The following is a 20,582-nucleotide window of genomic DNA, read 5'->3' on the forward strand; positions in this document are numbered from 1 at the left end:
GTACAATGCTTTCCCTAATTTATTCTCTTTCGAGAACTAATTCTGCCTTGTGGATAATTAGCTATTTATCCTTATTGTTCTTATTCTTTCTGATATCATGTATTTATTGGTTAGTTATCTTCCGATGGCAATCTTTACACAATACCTTTTTCCGAGCAGATTTCGAAATTAAATCATTTTCTTCTTAGACCGTTGCAGGCTTCTCCATGAAATTATTTGGTAGCGAAGTCTTTTTGACTAATTCGCTTTCGTCGCAACCCGCTTTTATGGTCTGCTCTAATCTGACATTCTTTCGTCTGCAAAACTGACTATCTTCTTTTTAAGGATTTATCAACCATGACTATTGGTTAAATAGCAGAAAATTTAGGCCTTAATCCATCGATTTCGATAAATATTTTTTAAATTTAAAATATTTTATCATTTATAATTATATATTAATAATTTCCATAAAATTTATATTATTTTTTAATTCATAAGAAATTAATTGTTCTTTTAAAATATGAAAAACTTATTTATATAAATAATTTATATAAATACAATTTAATCTATCTCAAATGAAAAAAGGCTATTTTAAAATAGCCAAAAATTATATAATTAATATTTAAATTTCTAAAATCTCATAATCTGTTTTAAACTAAATATTTTTTTTGAACAGGGAAATATTCGATTTTTAATAATTTCCATTTATTTTCTTGAGGAAAATTTTGATATAAGCTTTCTTCTAATTCTTGCCCAGTCTTAACATTAACATAACGATTAAGCCTAAAATTTTTATCAACATCCTCATACATGATATTAGTATTACCTTTTGCATCTATATCGTTAACATAACCTAAAAACTTAAATTCAATATCAATTCCATTAATTTTTCTAATTAAAATAGATGATTCATTTATTTTATTCAAGTTTTTAACATTTTTATCTAAAGATTCATCAGGTTTATCAAGATTTACTTGAGGTTTATCGATATGTTTAGATAAATATGATTCATTCCAAGATTTATTTAGTAAATTTTTTTTAGCATAATACAATTTAGATACAAAATTGATAACAGAAATTATAGCAAAAAACAAAAAAATAATTAATAAAACAACTATAAAACCAGAAAAATGATTTATTTTTTTAGATTTTAAAATCATTTTTTAACCTCTTATCTATTAACAATATTTTTAATTAAACAAAAATAAAAACGAAAAAAATAATTATTTTTCCCAGAATATTATTGTATAAATGAGATATTTTAATTATAATATGAAATTTTTTAAGAAAATTTGAAAAAACATTTTTATTTTTTTAAAAAATTATAATAAAGTTACCGAGTTATTGATTTTAAATAAAAATTTATTAGAATAATTTAAAAGAATTTTTCTCCAAATATTACATAAAAATTATAAATTATAGAACAATTAAATTATACCATATTTATAGTCTAATAATTTTCAAAAATAACTCCAAAATTGAAAAATAATATTCCCTTATATATTTATAAAAATAATTATTTCCGGATATATTTTGATAATTAATAAATGTTTAAACATAATAAAATTCTAAAATGATAATATAATGAAATTTGACATTAACATAGATATATGTTAAAATTATTTTAAAAAAATGTTATAGTTTTATTTTTAATTCAAAATAACTATAAACTATAATAGTATAAACGGATATTTTAATATTTTAAACAAATAATAATATAAAAATTGATATAATCAAAATCATTTTTTAAAAATTTAATAAATTTAGAATTAATAATATACAATGAAAATATCTAAAAAATTAATAATATAAAAAAAATTAAATTAAATATAAATTTTGTAACACAAAATTAATAATCAAATTTAGAAAGGTTTATTAAATTTAAAAAATTAAATTTAGGTTCAGATTAAAAATGAAAAATTTTTTACCTAAAAATAATCGTATTTGGTTTATATTTATGTTTTTCATAACTATAATAACCGGTTATATTGTTTTTTACTCAATTTCAGTTTATCCTAATAAAAATATAGATGAAGAAATAATTATCACTTCTACAACTAATTTATTAGATGATTTAGTTAATCATTTAATAGGAAATGTAGATGAAAAAGAAAATCCACCAGATAAAAAATATCAAAAAATCGAAAATATTAAAACTTATGTTTTAATGGGACCAGGCGTAGATCCTCACAATTATAAAATGAAACAATCCGACAGAATAGCTATAAAAAAAGCTGATTTAATTATAACTAACGGATTACACTTAGAATCTAAAATGATAGATTCCTTTCCTTTAATCACTCCTAAATCTAACATATGGTACGCTTCTCAAGCTATTAAAGATGATCAATTAATTATAGATGAAACAACAAACCAAAAAGATCCTCATATTTGGTTTAGTATTGAATTATGGCAACAAGTATTAAAAAATTTAAAAGAAAAATTAAAATCAAAATTATCTAAATCACAAGATCGAGAATTACTAGAAAATAATTTTAATTTATATATGAAACAATTAAATTATTTAAAAGAAAATACTAAAAAAAAATTCGAAAATAAAGATATTATACTTATTACAGCTCATGATGCTTTTTCTTATTTAGCTAAAGAAAATAAATTTAAAGGATTATATTCTATACAAGGAATATCAACACAAACCGAAACTTCTCCTCGTGATATCGAAAAAATAGCTGACATTATAATAAAATACAAAGTTAAAGCTATCTTTATAGAATCTTCGGTTCCACATAACTATCTCGATAGTTTAATAGAAGCAGTAACCAATCGTAAACCTGTTTTTAAAATAAAAATTAGTGACCAAGAATTATATTCTGATTCGTTAGGTACCCGAGAAGATTTAAATTATAAACAATTGCCAGAAACAAATCAATATTTTAAAATGTCCAGTTATATAGGAGCTTTTTTGCATAATATCGATATTATTAGTCAGGAGTTAACATAAAATGAAAATGTCAGAAATAGCAATTCAAATAAAAGATTTAACTGTTTCTTATCAATATCAAAAACCTGTTCTATGGGATATAGATTTAGAAATTAAAAAAGGATCTTTTACCGCTATATTAGGCCCTAACGGAGCCGGTAAATCAACTTTAATAAAAACTATAATAGAATTAATTCCAAAGCTCTCGGGAGAAATTTTATTTTTTGGCAAACCATATAAACATCTACAAAAAAAAATAGTTTATGTTCCGCAAAGAAATGAAGCTTACTGGAATTTTCCTACAACAGTTCTAGATATAGTTTTAATGGGAAGATACGGACATCTAGGATGGTTCAAAAGGCCAACCGAAAAAGATAAAAACATTGCTAAACAAGCTTTAAAAGAAGTAGATATGTTATCTTTTCAAAACCGTCAAATTTCAGAATTATCGGGAGGACAACAACAAAGAATTTTTTTAGCTAGATCATTAGCACAACAAGGAGAAATTTATTTATTAGATGAACCTCTACAAGGGATCGATATACAAACAGAAAAAAAAATCATTTCCATTTTGCAAAAATTAAAAAAAGAAGGTAAAACAATTATCGCAATACACCACGATTTAACAACAGTTGAACAATATTTTGATCATATTATTTTGCTTAATTTATATAAAATAGCAAGTGGCGAAACTATAAAATGTTTTACATTAGATAATATAAATAAAACTTTTCGAAATACTTCGAAAGGACGGAAAATAACAAAAATATTATGAATATTACAACGTTTTGGAACTATACTAATATAAAGCTTTTGACAGGTGCTTCTTTATTGGGTTGTGCTTCGGGAATCATAGGTATTATTATGATTTTTCGCAAACAATGTTTATTAGGTGACACTATCGCGCACACCATTTTGCCTGGAATTGTAGTAATGTATTTGATGACTCAAAAAACAAATGAATGGGTTTTGTGGATAGGAGCTTTTATATCTTCAATAATGGCCATAGGATTAATAGAATTAATCAAAAAATATTCTAGCTTGCCAATAGATGCAATTTTATCACTAATTTTATCCTCTTTATTCGGATTAGGTAATATTTTAATATCTCTAGCTCAAAAAATATCTGCCAATAACAAAATTGCTGTTTTAGAAAAATTTATATTAGGACAAATAGCTCTTATTTCTTATAATAATGTCATTTATATAACAATAGTTACTATTATTACTAGCATAATTATTATAATTTTATGGAAAGAATTTAAAATATTTATCTTTGATCCGATCTTTACGCGTAGTATTGGCTTTAATATTAAATTAATCAATTTTATTTTAAATATATTGTTAATAAGTATTATTATAATTAGTTTGAAATTAATGGGGGTTGTTTTAACTAGTTCATTTATAACTTTACCTGGAATCATTTCTCTAAAATTTAGTAATAAACTTAATATTAACGCTATTTTATCAGCCATAATAACTGCTATCGTAAGCTTAATAGGTATTTTTATTAGTTACCAAATACCAAATATGCCTACAGGACCTATTATTATCATAATTACTGATATTTTAATCATAGCTACACTCTTATTAGCTCCAAAAAAAAGTTTAATTACAAAATATATAAAACAAAAAAAATATCTCAAAAATCTTAAAAAATTCAAATCATTAATTAATATTTATTTAAAAAATAAATGTAGCGAAGATCTTAATTTAGAAAAATTTTTATTCCAACAAAAATATCTTATTTGTATAAATAAACAAATTATGATTACTTCAAAAGGTAAAAAAGTTATTCAAAAATTAATCAATAAGGAATGTTAATAAATGATAATACAATTTTTAAATAAAATCGCTACAAAATTTGAATGGGATGTATTTTTAATCTTAACCATAACTTCCCTAGCTTTAGCTAGTTTAGGTATTTTTTTAGTCTTAAAAAAAATGACTATGACAGTGGATGCTATCAGTCATACAGTATTATTAGGTATCGTTTTAGCTTTTTTAATAACTAAAAACTTAAATTCACCATTATTAATTATAGGAGCTATTTTAACCGGTTTAATTACTGTTATTTTCACAGAAATACTAAAAAAACATGCTCAAATTTCATCAGACGGAGCTATTAACATAATTTTAACTTTTTTATTTTCCATAGCTATTATTATAATCAATAATTATACACGTAACGTACATATAGATACAGATGCAGTATTTTTAGGAAATGTAGAATTAATTCATATAAAACAAATATATAAAATATTTCCGATTCTTATCATTAATATAATTTATATTTTTTTATTTTTTAAAGAAATTAAAATTTTTATTTTTGACCCATGCTTATGTGCATTATTAGGATTTTCTACAATAATTATTAATTACTTATTAATGACTTTAGTTTCTGTAACAGTAGTTGTTTGTTTTGATATTGTTGGTTCTATTATGGTAATATCTTGTATGATAGGGCCAGCTATGACCGCTATTCTCTTAACATCTAATTTATTGTCTGGTTTTTTGCTATCTTTATGGATCAGTTTAATAAATACTTATTTAGGATACTTTTTAGGAATCTTATGGGATATACCAATAGCTAGTTTAATAGCTATTATTACCTTAATACATTTCTTATTAGTTTTAATTTGTGAAAAAAGAAAAGGTATAATAATGACAATTATACAAAATCATAAACAGAAAAAAAATTTATTAATGTTAAATTTATTAATTCATTTAGAAAATCATCAAAATCAACCATTTAAAAAACAATTAACCATTATACAAAAAGATTTACAATGGAATAATAAAATTTTTAACAAATGTATAGAACAAGCTTTTAAAAATAACTATATTATTTACAATAAAAATAATCAAATAACAATTAGCCTTTTTGGAAAAAATTTTATTAAATCGCAACAACAAAATAATAATTTTCTTTACTTTAAAAATAAAAAATGTTAAAATTAAATTGTCCATAGATAAAAATAATACTAGAAGAATTAAAATTAAAAAAAGGAGGCTATTTTTTTGTTAAAAATTATAAAAAATAGTATTTTATTCTTCTCAGTTAGTTTAGCTTGTTTATTAACCATTTTCACTATAAACAATGCCAAAATGTCTATAAAAGCTTATGATGAGGGTTTATATTTCGACCAATTTTCAAAAGCATCTAATGATAAAAAAGAAAAAGTTTTATCTTTAACTCAATATTTGATAATAAAAGATAGTAAAAAAATATCACCCGCAGTTAAAGGAGCATTAAGCGAATTCTTAACCACAGTATTCCAAGACATTTTCGGAATCCAAGAATGGGATTACAATGATCCAGATTTTTCTAAATTCGCTGTGTTTGATTGCGATGCAGATTTACCAAGTACATATTACTCAAGTATATTACCTAATGAAATACAAACTTATTATGTAACAAAAGTCATAAAATTAATTGACGATAAAGCAGATCCTACTTACTCAGATTCAATTACAAAAATACTTACAAATACTTACATATCACAAAAAGTACAAAAAGCTATCTCAGATTTAACAAACAACGCATAAATAAAAAAATAACTTAACATAAATAAACTATTTATAGCCTTAAAAAGCTATAAATAGTTTTTTTTATTTTATTTAAATATAATATATAGAATTTTAACTACCTGATATATTTAAAAAACCAACATATACACTAGAACTACCAAATCCAGAAATTTGAAATTTAAAATCATTAGCAATATCTTGAATATTGTTTAATAAATCAAAAAAATTACCAGAAATAACCACCATATTAAAAGGATTTTTTATAAAACCATCTTGAATACAAAAACCTGAAGCTTGCAAACTAAATGAACCACTTATCTCATCTATACCTGCATGACAACCTACTATAGAATTAACATAAATACCATTCTTAACGGCATATAATAATTCAGATAAAGATTTATTCCCTGATTTTAAATAACAATTACTCATAGAAATAGAACCGTTAAAACTATTCCCTTCCGGTAATACATTAAAAATTTTAGCAGTTTGCAAATTATGAATAAAATTATTTAAAATTCCTTTAGTAATAATATGTTTAGCTCGACAAGCGACTCCTTCATCGTCAAAAACCGGATTAAAAAAAGCTGTCGAAATAAAAGGATCATCTATAATATTTACTTTAGGATTAGCCACTAATTTACCTTGGCTATGTCGATATTTACTTAAATTCCGATAAACATATAAAGCGCTAAAAACATTTTGAAAATTTGATAATAATTCCGCAAAAACTTCATTTGAAAAAACTACACGATAAAATTTAGATGGTAAAGTTTTAGCACCAATTTGATTTTCTCCTAATGTTAATATATTTTTGACATACATAGAAAGTTCAAAATCTTCGAATTTTTTAACAGGAAAAGATTTATCAACTTCTTCTTGAATTTGATTATTAATACGGATAGATTAATTGCGTTTTATGCAGCGATTTGTATTTGCTGTTTTATTTACAATCAGCCCCCGTCCAAACCGGACAAGCAAGTTTCCAAGCATCCGGCTTTCCATAATTTACTCTCTTGCGAGAACTAATTTTCCCTTGCGGTTAATTAGCTATTTATTCTTATCGTTCTATTCTTCCTGATATCATGTGTTTGTTGATTGGTTATCTTGCGATGGCAATCTTTACATAATACCTTGGTACTTTTATTCATAATACTCTGGCGGTTCGCGTTGCGAACTGTCCCAATGTGATGAATTTGAAGTTGGGTTGTTTTATTGCAGTTCTCACAACGTTCCGCTTTCAGGCGGTCAGTTAAGGTGCGTACGACCTTGGAATATATATCTATTAATGGTAATATCCGGATTTCCCTTATAGTTACGCATTTTTTTAATTTTATCCCAAGAGTAAACGTCCCATGGTTCGTATTGAGTCTTCCCTTTGTTAATATAGGAGATCCCCCAAGTTGAACCTCTATTGAGTTTCTTTCGTACCCTGGCAATCGATGTTTTCCATTTTCTTGCCAGTGTTTTCAAACAGCTATCTTCAGCTAGATAGTTTAGATAGGTTAAAACACCGAGATTGTTAGCCAAACAAAAGTATTGGATAATTCCTCTAACGATTGCTTTGTAGGTCCGGATTATCTCTAATTCGTCTCTATCCGCTAATGTTTCGTCGTGTTTCACCCTCCCCACTTTTAACCAATTATATTCGTGTCCATATTCTTTGGCTTTCGCTTTGGGAATCTGGATTTGAACTTTACCGTTTAAGGAATTCTTTGCAGTTTTCCTCTCACGAGTTTTATTGGTGGGATTTACCTTTATCATGTAGGATAAGAACCTTGTGCCTTTGTTAGCTTTCACAATTTTTGATTTGTCCTTACTAATGGTAAGTTTCAAATCTTGTTCTAACCATTGCGTTACTTGATTCTTAATCCCTTCAGCTTTGTCATACTCGCCTTTAACGCCAATGATAAAATCATCAGCATAGCGGATGTACTCAACTCTTGTCTTTGGGTTTAGATTGATGAAGCTATCAATCCCCAGTTGATGGTGTTGGTTTTTATGCCATGCTTTCCCATATTCTGGGCTCTTCTTCCAAATTGGCTTTCCTTTTTTAATTAGTTCATCCATTTTAAGGTCGATGTAATGTAAATATACATTCGCCAACAAGGGAGAAATGATTCCTCCTTGAGGAGAACCTGATAAAGATTCGTATCTGATCCCATCTTTCATGAAGCCGGCTTTCAACCATTTGTTAATAGTTGAGAGGACTTTATTCTTTCTGATGAACCGATTTAAAGTTCGCATGAGAATCTCATGATTGATGGTATCAAAGTAGCCTTTTAAGTCGATTTTGACGATGTAGTCAATTCCTTTAAATCTTTGTTTAACGCGTTTTATAGCGTCATGACAAGATTTTTTGGTTCTAAATCCAAAGTTCCATTCTGAAAAGATATTTTCAAAATAGGGAGTTAAGAGTTGTTCGAGACATTTTTGTATTAGCCGGTCCTTGATAGTAGGTAGCCCCAGGGGTCTGGTTCCTTTATTATCGCTAGGAATGAGAATTCTTTTAACTGGTTTGGGGTTATAACCATTATTGACGTATTCCTGATGGTATCTTTCTAGTCTTTCTAGATTAATCCCATCAATGGTTTCATTGTCAACATCTGGCGTACCCGTTCCTTTATTAGCAGCGATTCTATTGAATGCTGTTAACGTGTTATAGAAATTATTCATTCCTTGTTGCAGCTCTCTTTTTAGAGAGTAACCGTTTGATGAACGATGTTGAATTCTATTCAATGTTCGCGAAAGTTTAGTTTCGAGTGAAACAGTTGTTGACATAATATCAACCCCTTTCTTGATGCCACTGAATAAATAGTAAATTACTTTCTTCTTTCGCCCTATAAGAGTGATTAACTCTCTTCTGGGTAAGACGATTAACTAAATTATTCCAAATTTAGGTTTACCCTTACGACTACTAAAAAGATTCTTTATCCTTGACATCCAGGCTTTTATTTCCGGATTAGTAAATTTAATTACTTCGTTTTAGGATTCCCCAAGTTACACTAAATTTCTACCTTAATTCTTTAGGGGAAGTATCCTCTTTAGCGAGGCTGATTCCAGGTTTTCTTTAGTTGATAAACTACTCCGTACTTTTGGTATATACTAGTAGACTCTGGACTGTTCGTACAAGCAACTTCCGAAACAGGTTTTGTAATTACATCGGGTTTTCCTTCTTAGGCCATCTCAGGCTTGTCCATCGAATTATTAGGTGGCGGAGTCTTATTGATTAATTTGCTTTCGTCGCAACCCGCTTTTATGGTTTGCTATAATCTGACATTCTTTCGTTTGCCAAACCAACCATATCCTTTCAGAGATTATCGGCTCTGGCTATTGGTTAGATAGCGCGAAATTTAGGCCTCTTTGGCGCCCCCAAAAATACAATTAGCTTCTAATAAAGCATAACTATTGCGTTGTTGTAATTTTAATCCTAAAGAATTAACTATTTTTTGACACCAAAAAATTTCACTATACAATAAATTACATTTTTTAGTAAAATACTGACTAACTAATAATTGTTGATAAAATTTTTGCAATAATTTAATTTTATTATCGCAAGGTATTGAATCAAAATTAAAATTATCTTCTGTAATAGTATTATATTGTGGAGATCCTGAAAACAAAAAATCTTGTTCATTAAAAGTTAAAATCCTTATTTTTTCTTTTAAACGATTTAAAATTTTATCTATTACAACATCATCATTTAAATCATCTATTTTTTCCAAATAAATAGAATTTTTTTTATTTTTAAATAAACCATAAATAAGAATACGGATAGATTAATCGCGTTTTATCCAGCGATTTGTATTTGCTTTTTTATTTACGATCAGCCCCCGTCCAAACGGTGCGAGCAAGTTTCCAAGCACACCGCTTTCCATAATTTACTCTCTTTCGAGAACTAATTTCCCCTCACGGTTGATTAGCTATTTATTCTTATTGTTCTTATTTTTCTGATATCATGTATTTGTTGTTTGGTTATCTTCCGATGACAAACCTTACACAATACCTCGGTACTTTTATTCATGATCCTGTGGCGATGCGCGTTACGAATCGTCCCAACGTAATGAATTTGAAGTTGGGTTGTTTTGTCGCAGTTTTCACAACGTTCCGCCTTTAAACGGTCAGTTAGATTCGTACGACCATGGAATATATATTTATTAATGATAACATCCGGATTTTCCTTATAGTTACGCATTTTTTTAATTTTATTCCAAGAGTGAACTTCCCATGGTTCGTATTGGATTTTCCCTTTTACTGAGGTAAGAAATAGCCCAAGTTGAACCTCTATTGAGTTTCTTTCGAACTCTGGCAATTGACGTTTTTTGTTTTCTTGCCAATGTTTTCAAACAGCTATCTTCAGCTAGATAATTTAAATGGGTTAAAACACCTAGATTGTTAGCTAAACAGAAGTATCGGGTAATTCCTCGGACAATTGTTTTATAGGTACGGATTATTTCTAATTCGTCTCTATCCGCTAATGTTTCGTCGTGTTTCACCTTTCCCTGTTTTAACCAATTGTATTCATATCCATATTCTTCGGCTTTTGCTTTGGGAACTTGAATTTGAACTTTACCGTTTAAGGAATTCTTTGTAGATTTCCTTGTACGAGTTTTATTGGTGGGATTTACCTTTATCAAGTAGGATAGAAACCTAGTTCCTTTGCTGGCTTTAACAATCTTTGACTTGTTCTTACTGATCGTAAGTTTTAAATCTTGTTCTAGCCATTGCGTGACTTGATTCTTAACCCTTTCAGCTTTGTCATACTCGCCTTTAACACCAATGATAAATCATCAGCGTAGCGGATATATTCAACTCTTGGATTTGGATTTAGATTGAGAGAACTATCAATCCCCAGTTGATGGTGCTGGTTTTTAAACCATGCTTTCCGATATTCCGGATTTTTCTTCCTAATCGGCTTCCCTTCTTTAATCAGTTCCTCCATTTTCAGGTCGATGTAATGTAAGTATACATTCGCCAACAAAGGGGAAATAATTCCTCCTTGGGGAGAACCTGATAAAGATTCGTACTTAATACCGTCCTTCATGAAACCGGCTTTCAACCATTTGTTAATAGTTGAGAGGGTTTTATTCTTTCTGATGAACTGATTTAAGGTCCTCATGAGAATCTCGTGATTGATCGTATCAAAGTAACCTTTTAGGTCGATTTTGACAATGTAATCGATTCCTTGAAATCTTTGTCTGACGCGTTTGATGGCTTCATGACAAGATTTTTTGGTTCTGAATCCAAAGCTCCATTCCGAGAAAATTCCCTCAAAATAAGGAGTTAAGAGTTGTTCCAGGCATTTTTGTATCAACCTGTCCTTGATGGTAGGTAAGCCCAGGGGTCTGGTTTTTTTATTATCATTGGGAATAAAAACTCTTTTAACTGGTTTCGGGTTATAACCATTGTTAACGTATTCCTGATGGTATCTTTCTAATCTTTCAAGATCAATCCCATCAATGGTTTTATCATCAATTCCTGGAGTACCCGCTCCCTTGTTAGCGGCAATTCTATTGAATGCCGTTAACGTGTTATAAAAGTTATTCATTCCCTGCTGTAGTTCTCTTTTTAAAGAGTAACCATTTGATGAACAATATTGAATTTTATTCAATGTTCGCAAAAGTTTAGTTTCTGGTGAAACCGTTGTTGACATAATTTATCAACTCCCTTCTCGATGTCATTGAATAAATAATAAATTACTTTCTTCTTTCGCCCTATAAGAGTAATTAACTCTCTTCTTGGTAAGACGATTAACTAAATTATTCCAGATTTAGGTTTACCCTTACGACTATTAAGAAGATGCTTTATCCTTGACCGTCCGGGCTTTTATTTCCGGATTAGTAAATTTAATTACTTCGTTTTAGGATTCTCCAAGTTACACTAAATTTCTACCTTAATTCTTTAGGGGAAGTATCCTCTTTGACGAGGCTGATCCCAGGTTTCTTTATCTGATAAACTACTCAATACTAGTTATCTATATTAGTAGTCTCTGGACTGTCCGTTTAAGCAACTTTCGAACAGGTCTTTAAATTACCTCAATTTCCCTTCTTAGGCCATTTCAGGCTTCTCCATGGAATTATTTGGTGGCGAAGTCCTCTTGACTAATTTGCTTTCGTCGCAACCCGCTTTTATAGTCTGCTATAATCTGACATTTTTTCATCTGTCTGACCGACCATACCCTTTCAGAGTTTATCGACCCTGGTTATTGGTTAAATAACACGAAATTTAGGCATCTTTGGCGCCCTAACTAGTTAAATGATTAGCTGTAAATTGTTCTATATGTCCATCTTCTAAATTAATACTAAACTTTTTGTTTTCATATATTACAATCTCTAATCCATCTAAACCTTGTAATTTACTTTTTTGAAACCATTTCTGGTAATTAATCATATCTTCACCTTTAATCAATTGCCACTAACAAACATTTCTTTTATACGAATAGTTGGTTGCCCTAAATCTACAGGAACATCTCCTGAAATAGATCCACAATAACCTTGCGCTAATTGAACATCTTTGCCAACACGATCAATTTTCAATAAAATATCTTGTCCTTTGCCAATCAACATCATACCTTTAATAGGAGTCGTAAGTTGACCATTTTTAATTAAATAACCAATATTAACCATAAAATTAAATTCTCCTGTATTGGGATCAACAGTTCCACCTCCCAAATATTTAGCATAAAAACCATAATCTGTGTCTCTAATAATTTGTTCAGGATCGTGCGGTCCTGCAGCAATATAAGTAGAGTTCATACGCGAAGTAGGAGGATACTTATAAGATTCTCGTCGACCAGAACCTGTAGGTGGTATATTTAATTTATAACCATTACGAATATCTACTAAATAAGATTTCAAAATACCATTACTAATTAAAAGATTTTTTTGCGTCAAATTACCTTCATCATCAATTTTGGTTGACCCCCAAGCTCCAGGTATACAACCATGATCCACAGCGGTCACCAGAGAAGAAGCTATTTTTTTGCCAATTTTATTAGAAAAAGGTGATAATCCTCTAGCAACTGATGTTGCTTCTAAAGAATGTCCGCATGCTTCATGAAAAATAACTCCGCCTGAACCATTATTAATCACAACAGTCATCATTTGAGCCTTAATTTCTTGTGCCGATAACATTTCAACAGATTGTTTTGCTACTTGTTGAGATATTTCTTGTAAATTTAAAGAATTTAAAAAAAATCCAGTAGACCCTTTTCCGAAACTTCTGCTAAATTCTTGTATATTAGAATCATTTTGAGCCACAGAAGTTAAACTTAAATTAACATAATAACGATTATCACAACGAGAAATACCTCGACTATTTACTATCCAAACTTTTTGGAATTTATCTTCTAAATTCACTAAACTTTTAATTATTCGAGAGTCTGTCTGACGAATTACACGAGAACAATATAGCATTTTATCAATTTTTTGTTGCCAAGTGATATCATCACAAATTTTTTGTGAGATATTTGGTTCAAAATCAAAATTTTTAGAAAAAATTTTAGTTTTATTTTTTAATAAATTTTTATATTTCAAAATTAAATCTACAATATGTTGATAAATTATTTCATTAGTATATAAATAAATTTCTTGATTATTAATTAATAATCGAATACCTAAACCATAAATATGATGTTCTATAGAACTTACTACATTTTGATCAATAACTTTCCATAAGTTAGACAAAGTATCTTCGAAAAAAAATTCAATAAAATCAATTCCTTCTCCCAAAGATAAATTAAAAATATTTTGAATTTCTTCGATATTTAACATACAATAATTTTCTTCTTTCATATACCCAAATTTTATAATAGGAATAATTTATATCCATAATTTGTTCCTGTTTCAATAAATAAATTTATCATTAAATTGTTTTTTATTAAAAAGAAATTCGAATCTAAATCAGAAAACCAAAGTTCCCATCATTCAACTTTTATCATAATGTAACTTATTTAAAAGACTCATGTTTTGACATAAGTTATTGAGTTTTTTTGATTATCATCATTCTGTATTTCTAAAATTATTTAATATTTTGCATAAATTTATTTATTTTTTTTAACGATAAAGTTTTCACATAACAGAGATATTTTATATGGGGAGGTTTTAGCACAGAGCTAATTAACGCGTAACGTATTAGCTTTGTAAAAGGTTTTTTTAATTAAAGATAAACTTTAAACTTTATATACCCTTAATATAAATGTTAATTTTTTTGACCCGAAGAAAAATGATGATTAATCAAAATTTTAGATTTTTTTTTAAATTTCCGGTTGATATTCCCAAATCCCCCGGATTTAATAATATTTAGAATAACTTAGAAAATCCTAAAAGAAAAATTCTTTGAATATGAAAGTTAATATACTGTTACCCCGAGAGATCTTCAAAGAATATTTCCATAATTATGGTTAGTAGAACAAAAGGAGGGAAACAATACCTGACCAAAACCTAATCTATCAGAAACCATCAAAAATCATCAAGACATACGAAAACATTATCCGAAGAATTATTCCATATTTCGAGTAATGGGAGAGTTTATCCTGGAAAAGAATTCAAGGAATGAGAAATTATCAAAAGAAATTAACCAAGATAATTATCAATCCCAATCTCTTCCAAGAAAAAACTAAATTAACTGAAAGGCTAATGGCATCAAAATAAGAAGTTTGCCATTAAGAAAATAAATTCCTAGAATTTCATCATGCCGAAACCGTTAGAGATTATCGTTGAAGAAACATTATGAATAAAAAACCATAACCCTTTGTCAGGTTTGTCATCGTCAAAGAACTAACAAACAAATTAACAATATTAAATTATTGGGCGCCAAAGAGGCCTAAATTTCGCGCTATCTAACCAATAGCCAGAGCCGATAATCTCTGAAAGGATATGGTTGGTTTGGCAAACGAAAGAATGTCAAATTATAGCAAACCATAAAAGCGGGTTGCGACGAAAGCAAATTAATCAATAAGACTCCGCCACCTAATAATTCCATGGACAAGCCTGAGATGGCCTAAGAAGGAAAACCCGATGTAATTACAAAACCTGTTTCGGAAGTTGCTTGTACGAACAGTCCAGAGTCTACTAGTATATACCAAAAGTACGGAGTAGTTTATCAACTAAAGAAAACCTGGAATCAGCCTCGCTAAAGAGGATACTTCCCCTAAAGAATTAAGGTCGAAATTTAGTGTAACTTGGATAATCCTAAAACGAAGTAATTAAATTTACTAATCCGGAAATAAAAGCCCGGATGGTCAAGGATAAAGAATCTTTTTAGTAGTCGTAAGGGTAAACCTAAATTTGGAATGGCTTACCGAGAAGAGAGTTAATCACTCTTATAGGGCGAAAGAAGAAAGTAATTTACTATTTATTCAGTGGCATCAAGAAAGGGGTTGATATTATGTCAACAACTGTTTCACTCGAAACTAAACTTTCGCGAACATTGAAGAGAATTCAACATCGTTCATCAAACGGTTACTCTTTAAAAAGAGAATTACAGCAGGGAATGAATAACTTTTATAATACGTTAACAGCATTTAATAAAATTGCTGCTAACAAAAGGGCGGGCACGCCAGGTGTTGACAATGAAACCATTGATGGGATTAATCTAGAAAGACTAGAAAGATACCATCAGGAATACGTCAATAATGGTTATAACCCCAAACCAGTTAAAAGAATTCTCATTCCTAATGATAATAAAAGAACCAAACCCCCTAGGATTACCTACTATTAGGGACCGGCTGATACAAAAATGTCTCAAACATCTCTTAACTCCCTATTTTGAAAATATTTTTTCAGAATGGAGCTTTGGATTCAGAACCAAAAAATCTTGCCATGATGCGATCAAACGCGTCAAACCAAGATTTAAAAGAATTGATTACATTATCAAAATCGACCTAAAAAGCTAATTTGATACCATCAATCATGAGATTCTCATAAGAACCTTAAATCGGTTCATCAGAAAGAATAAAGTCCTCTCAACCATTAACAAATGGTTGAAAGCCGGCTTCATGAAAGATGGGGTCAAATACGAATCCTTATCCGGTTCTCCCCAAGGAGGAATAATGTCCATTTTGCTGGCGAATGTATACTTACATTACATCGACCTGAAAATGGAAGAACTAATTAAGGAAGGGAAACCAATTAAGAAGGGTAACCCAGATTATGGGAAAGCATGGCTTAAAAACCAGCACCATCAACTGAGGATTGATAGTTCTCTTAATCTAAATCCAAAACTTAGAGTCGAATACATCCGTTACGCTGATGATTTTATCATTGGTGTCAAAGGCGAGTATAACAAAGCCGAAAGGATTAAAAATCAAGTCACACAATGGCTAGAAAAAGATTTAAAACTTACTATCAGTAAGAATAAGTCAAAGATTGTTAAAGCCAGCAAAGGAACTAGGTTTCTATCCTACATGGTAAAGGTAAATCCCGCCAATAAAAACCGTACAAGGAAATCCACAAAGAATTCCTTAAACTGCCAAGTTCAAATCCAGATTCCCCAAGCGAAAGCCAAAGAATACGGACATGAATATAATTGGTTAAAAAGGGGAAAGGTAAAACACGACGAAACATTAACGGACCGAGACGAATTAGAAATAATTCGAACCTATCAAACAATAGTTAGAGTAATTATCCAATACTTTTGTTTAGCTAACAATCTCGGTGTTTTGACCTATCTAAACTATCTAGCTGAAGATAGCTGTTTGAAAACACTGGCAAGAAAATGGAAAACATCGATTGCCAGGGTACGAAAGAAACTCAATAGAGGTTCAACTTGGGGGATCTCCTATATTAACAAAGGGAAGACTCAATACGAACCATGGGACGTTTACTCTTGGGATAAAATTAAAAAAATGCGTAAATATAAGGGAAATCCGGACATTACCATTAATAGATATATATTTAAAGGTCGCACGCACCTAAATGACCGCCTGAAAGCAGAACGTTGCGAAAACTGCGACAAAACAACCCCACTGCAAATTCATCACATTGGGACGATTCGTAACGCGCATCGCCACAGGATCATGAATAAAAGTACCGAGGTATTGTGTAAAGACTGTCATCAAAAAGTGACAAATCAACAAATACATGATATCAAAAGAACAAGGACGATAAGAATAAATAGCTAATTAACCGCAAGGGGAAATTAGTTCTCGCAAGAGAATCAATTATGGAAAGCCGGATGCTTGGAAACTTGCTTGTCCGGTTTGGACGGGGGCTGATTGTAACTAACTAACTATCGGATGTAAAACCAATTCGAAGAACTACTTTCATTTCCTATTCTTTTATTTAAAAAAACTTTAAGTGTTAATAAATCTTAATGATGTTAGCAAGATAACTGAATATTTATTATCTATAATAATTAATGATTAAAAACTTACAAAAATTATTAATTTAAAAAAATTAATTTTTTAACATTCTTAAACCATTTAACAAAACTAAAATAGTACTAATTTCATGTAAAAAAACTGCAAATGGCAAAAATAAACTAGTAAAAAAATTACTAATAGTTAAAATAATAATAACGCTGATCGCAAAAATCATATTTTGAAAAACTATATTATTCAATCTAACAGCTACTTTATGAACCTGAATAATTTTAATTAAATTATTCTTCATCAAAACGATATCAGCAATATCCGCAATTACATCGACACCTTCTTGTAAGGCAATCCCTACATCAGCATTCGCTAAAGCCAGAGCATCATTAACACCATCTCCTACCATAGCTACGCCTTTATACCTTTTTTTTAATTCATTTATTTTTAATAACTTATCTTCTGGTAAACATTCTGCAAAAACATAATCTATATTTAAACAAACTGCTACATTTTGAGCTGTTTTATAATTATCTCCGGTTAAAACAATTGTTTTAATATTATTATTTTGGAAATATTTTATTATTTCAAAACATTCCGGACGCAAAATATCAAAAATTGCCATAACTATTACAACATCATTATCGCAACTAAAATAAAGAACAGTATAACCATCATTTAAAAATAATTGTATTTTATCATCTAATGATGAGGATAAAGAAATTCTATTATTCGAGGAATAGCTATTTAAATCGCTATATTTAGCTACTTTATAATGTTTACCTTGATAAAAAGATTCAACACCTATTCCAATTAAATTATTTACTTCTATATCGGAATAATTGTTATTTAATTGATCTTCGATAACAAAAACACTTTTTAAATATTTTGTAATTGATCTAGCTAAAGGATGATTAGATTTTTGTTCCATATGGTACAAAATAGCCAAAAATTTATTTTTCTCATCTTCACATAAAGAACTATCAAATAAAAATTCTTTAATTACAGGCTTACCAATTGTTAAAGTTCCAGTTTTATCAAAAACAATAGCTTTAATATTAGCTAAAAAACTCAAAGCATTACCATTTTTTAATAAAATTCTTTGTTTAGCTAAAAAAGAAATAGCAGATAAAGTAGCCGGAATATCAGCAACAACTAAAGCACAAGGAGAAGCGACAGTTAAAAAAACTATAATTTTTTCAAAAATTTTATTAAACAAATAATATTCAAAACCTTTAATAAAATTAATTGTTTGAAAAAAAACTAAAATAAAAAAAGATATTAACAAAACAGTTTTTACATAAACTGGTTCTAAACGTTTAATTAAGGTAGCATTTTTAGAAACATTATTTTTTAACTCATGAGATAATTTAATAATTCGAGAAAATAAATTTTGATCGGTATTAGCAGTAATTTTAATAATTAAAGTATTACTAAGATTAATATTACTACCATAAACTTTATCGCCTTTTTTTTTATCAACAGGTATACTTTCTCCAGTAATATTAGATTCATCCACACAAGAATTACCAGAAACTACTACCCCATCAGAAGGAATTTGATCACCACTTAAAACAATAACCTCATCTCCGATATTTAATTTATCTACTTCTATCAAAGTAAAATTACCATTAACATCTATTAAACGAGCTTGTGTAGGCGCCATTTTTAAAAGATTTCTGATTTCTTTATGACTTTTAGTTTCTATGTATTCTTCTAAAAAATTCGAAGTTGCAAAGATAATAATTAATAAAATAGCTTCATTAAAATTATTTAAAAAAACAGCTCCCAAAGCGCCTAATAACATTAAAATATGTATATTTGGTGTAAATTTGCGATTTTTTTTGGTGTCATAATAAGTATCTAATAAACCTTCAAGAATAACATGATAACCTGTACAACCCAAAATTAACAAAGTAATAATGCGTTTAAATAATAAACATTCGTGATCATTCAAATTAAACAATTTAAATACTACTACAGGAACAAAACAGAATAAATATAAAAACAAACCCCAAACAAAAAGACAAAAGTACTTAGAATTATTTTTGTAATCCGAATTAAAATGTTGTTGATCATTTTTCTCAGAATTATAAATACTAGAATGTTGTTTCAAAATATAAATACCATTAATCCTTATAAAATGCGAAGAAAAATATATAAACTTAAAACTAATTTATATATTTTTCAAATTTTTAAAACAAAAAATAATTAAAAGAAATACTTTTTAGTATATTTTTAATATAAAAATAAATTTTCAAACAAAAAAAATTCAAAATTAATCACAATCATAACTTTCTTCATTACTAGAATCATTATTTTTATTATTGTTTTGTTCATTATCTTGTGAATTTGATGATTTTAAATCAACTTGTTCTGAACTGGTTATATTATTATTCTGCTCAGAAATTTTTGCATAAAATTCTTCTAAAACTCTTTCATTTAACATATTTCGAGTCTGAGTATTAGTGGGATGAGCTACATCTTTAAAAATTCCCGTATTCAACTTGGAACTAGGCATAGCAACAAAATGACCTCTATTACCGAGAATGATTCTAACACCATGAATCACAAAACAATCATCTATAAAAATACTCGAAACAGCTTTTAATCTTGGATGCTCTTTATCATTAAGTTTTATTCTAACACCAGTAATTTTCATTACATACCATCCTATTATTTTTTAAAAATTTATCAAAATTAATTTTTTTAATAAACTACTGTAAAAAATTATAATCCTTTTTTTGAATTTACACAATCTTTTATGGGATTATTTTATCACAATTTATATACAATATTACAATGAAATAAATTAGTACA

General features: G+C 28.5%; 12 protein-coding genes and 3 pseudogenes. 6 read left to right on the forward strand and 9 right to left on the reverse strand.

The window, feature by feature from the left end; translation table 11 throughout:
- Positions 1–629: 629 nt before the first annotated feature.
- The gene (locus H7686_RS02390; protein ID WP_193621693.1) at positions 630–1,139 is read right to left on the reverse strand and encodes a hypothetical protein; all 510 of its coding nucleotides are present in this window, start codon (positions 1,137–1,139) and stop codon (positions 630–632) included.
- Positions 1,140–1,891: 752 nt separating this feature from the next.
- On the opposite strand from H7686_RS02390, the gene H7686_RS02395 reads away from it, so the two are divergent.
- From H7686_RS02395 to H7686_RS02415, 5 genes are all read left to right on the forward strand, one after another.
- On the forward strand, positions 1,892–2,941 hold the full coding sequence (locus H7686_RS02395) for a metal ABC transporter solute-binding protein, Zn/Mn family (RefSeq protein ID WP_193621692.1): 1,050 nt from the start codon (positions 1,892–1,894) through the stop codon (positions 2,939–2,941).
- A 1-nt stretch (position 2,942) separates the two neighbouring features.
- The gene (locus tag H7686_RS02400; protein WP_193621691.1) at positions 2,943–3,695 is read left to right on the forward strand and encodes a metal ABC transporter ATP-binding protein; all 753 of its coding nucleotides are present in this window, start codon (positions 2,943–2,945) and stop codon (positions 3,693–3,695) included.
- The gene (locus tag H7686_RS02405) at positions 3,692–4,744 is read left to right on the forward strand and encodes a metal ABC transporter permease (RefSeq protein ID WP_193621690.1); all 1,053 of its coding nucleotides are present in this window, start codon (positions 3,692–3,694) and stop codon (positions 4,742–4,744) included. Before H7686_RS02400 ends, H7686_RS02405 begins: the two co-directional genes overlap by 4 nt.
- 3 nt (positions 4,745–4,747) lie before the next feature.
- Positions 4,748–5,875, forward strand: a complete 1,128-nt coding sequence (locus H7686_RS02410; RefSeq protein ID WP_212304261.1) for a metal ABC transporter permease — start codon at positions 4,748–4,750, stop codon at positions 5,873–5,875.
- A 66-nt stretch (positions 5,876–5,941) separates the two neighbouring features.
- Positions 5,942–6,469: a hypothetical protein gene (locus tag H7686_RS02415; protein ID WP_212304259.1), complete on the forward strand. Its 528-nt coding sequence runs from the start codon at positions 5,942–5,944 to the stop codon at positions 6,467–6,469.
- A gap of 93 nt (positions 6,470–6,562) precedes the next feature.
- Here the strand turns inward: H7686_RS02415 and H7686_RS02420 are convergent, their stop codons facing one another.
- From H7686_RS02420 to H7686_RS02445, 6 genes and pseudogenes are all read right to left on the reverse strand, one after another.
- Complete coding sequence (locus tag H7686_RS02420) at positions 6,563–7,276, reverse strand: metallopeptidase TldD-related protein (protein WP_304513382.1); 714 nt, start codon at positions 7,274–7,276, stop codon at positions 6,563–6,565.
- 221 nt (positions 7,277–7,497) lie between these two features.
- Positions 7,498–9,232 (reverse strand): annotated as a pseudogene (locus H7686_RS02425) (reverse transcriptase domain-containing protein).
- A gap of 572 nt (positions 9,233–9,804) precedes the next feature.
- Complete coding sequence (locus H7686_RS02430; RefSeq protein ID WP_193622084.1) at positions 9,805–10,176, reverse strand: hypothetical protein; 372 nt, start codon at positions 10,174–10,176, stop codon at positions 9,805–9,807.
- Between the two features lie 194 nt (positions 10,177–10,370).
- Positions 10,371–12,104, reverse strand: a pseudogene (locus tag H7686_RS02435) (reverse transcriptase domain-containing protein).
- A 590-nt stretch (positions 12,105–12,694) separates the two neighbouring features.
- The gene (locus tag H7686_RS02440) at positions 12,695–12,841 is read right to left on the reverse strand and encodes a hypothetical protein (RefSeq protein ID WP_193622083.1); all 147 of its coding nucleotides are present in this window, start codon (positions 12,839–12,841) and stop codon (positions 12,695–12,697) included.
- Between the two features lie 14 nt (positions 12,842–12,855).
- On the reverse strand, positions 12,856–14,244 hold the full coding sequence (locus H7686_RS02445) for a TldD/PmbA family protein (RefSeq protein ID WP_249175864.1): 1,389 nt from the start codon (positions 14,242–14,244) through the stop codon (positions 12,856–12,858).
- Between the two features lie 1,594 nt (positions 14,245–15,838).
- Between H7686_RS02445 and H7686_RS02450 the strand changes: the two are divergent.
- Positions 15,839–17,573: pseudogene (locus H7686_RS02450) on the forward strand (reverse transcriptase domain-containing protein).
- A gap of 274 nt (positions 17,574–17,847) precedes the next feature.
- On the opposite strand, the gene H7686_RS02455 reads toward H7686_RS02450, so the two are convergent.
- Together H7686_RS02455 and H7686_RS02460 are read right to left on the reverse strand one after the other, a co-directional pair.
- The gene (locus H7686_RS02455) at positions 17,848–19,878 is read right to left on the reverse strand and encodes a heavy metal translocating P-type ATPase (protein WP_193622097.1); all 2,031 of its coding nucleotides are present in this window, start codon (positions 19,876–19,878) and stop codon (positions 17,848–17,850) included.
- Positions 19,879–20,040: 162 nt separating this feature from the next.
- Positions 20,041–20,424, reverse strand: a complete 384-nt coding sequence (locus H7686_RS02460; RefSeq protein ID WP_193622098.1) for a SpoVG family protein — start codon at positions 20,422–20,424, stop codon at positions 20,041–20,043.
- Positions 20,425–20,582: the final 158 nt, after the last annotated feature.

The sequence above is a fragment of the Candidatus Phytoplasma asiaticum genome (assembly GCF_015100165.3).
GTDB classification, from domain to species: Bacteria; Bacillota_I; Bacilli_A; order Acholeplasmatales; family Acholeplasmataceae; genus Phytoplasma; species Phytoplasma citri.

Bases quoted from the DNA above. Each gene is read 5' to 3' on its own strand.
- H7686_RS02405 (WP_193621690.1), top strand. From the start codon at position 3,692: ATGAATATTACAACGTTTTGGAACTATACTAATATAAAGCTTTTGACA.
- H7686_RS02410 (WP_212304261.1), top strand. From the start codon at position 4,748: ATGATAATACAATTTTTAAATAAAATCGCTACAAAATTTGAATGGGAT.
- H7686_RS02395 (WP_193621692.1), top strand. From the start codon at position 1,892: ATGAAAAATTTTTTACCTAAAAATAATCGTATTTGGTTTATATTTATG.
- H7686_RS02400 (WP_193621691.1), top strand. From the start codon at position 2,943: ATGAAAATGTCAGAAATAGCAATTCAAATAAAAGATTTAACTGTTTCT.
- H7686_RS02420 (WP_304513382.1), bottom strand. From the start codon at position 7,276: ATGTATGTCAAAAATATATTAACATTAGGAGAAAATCAAATTGGTGCT.
- H7686_RS02390 (WP_193621693.1), bottom strand. From the start codon at position 1,139: ATGATTTTAAAATCTAAAAAAATAAATCATTTTTCTGGTTTTATAGTT.
- H7686_RS02445 (WP_249175864.1), bottom strand. From the start codon at position 14,244: ATGAAAGAAGAAAATTATTGTATGTTAAATATCGAAGAAATTCAAAAT.
- H7686_RS02440 (WP_193622083.1), bottom strand. From the start codon at position 12,841: ATGATTAATTACCAGAAATGGTTTCAAAAAAGTAAATTACAAGGTTTA.
- H7686_RS02460 (WP_193622098.1), bottom strand. From the start codon at position 20,424: ATGAAAATTACTGGTGTTAGAATAAAACTTAATGATAAAGAGCATCCA.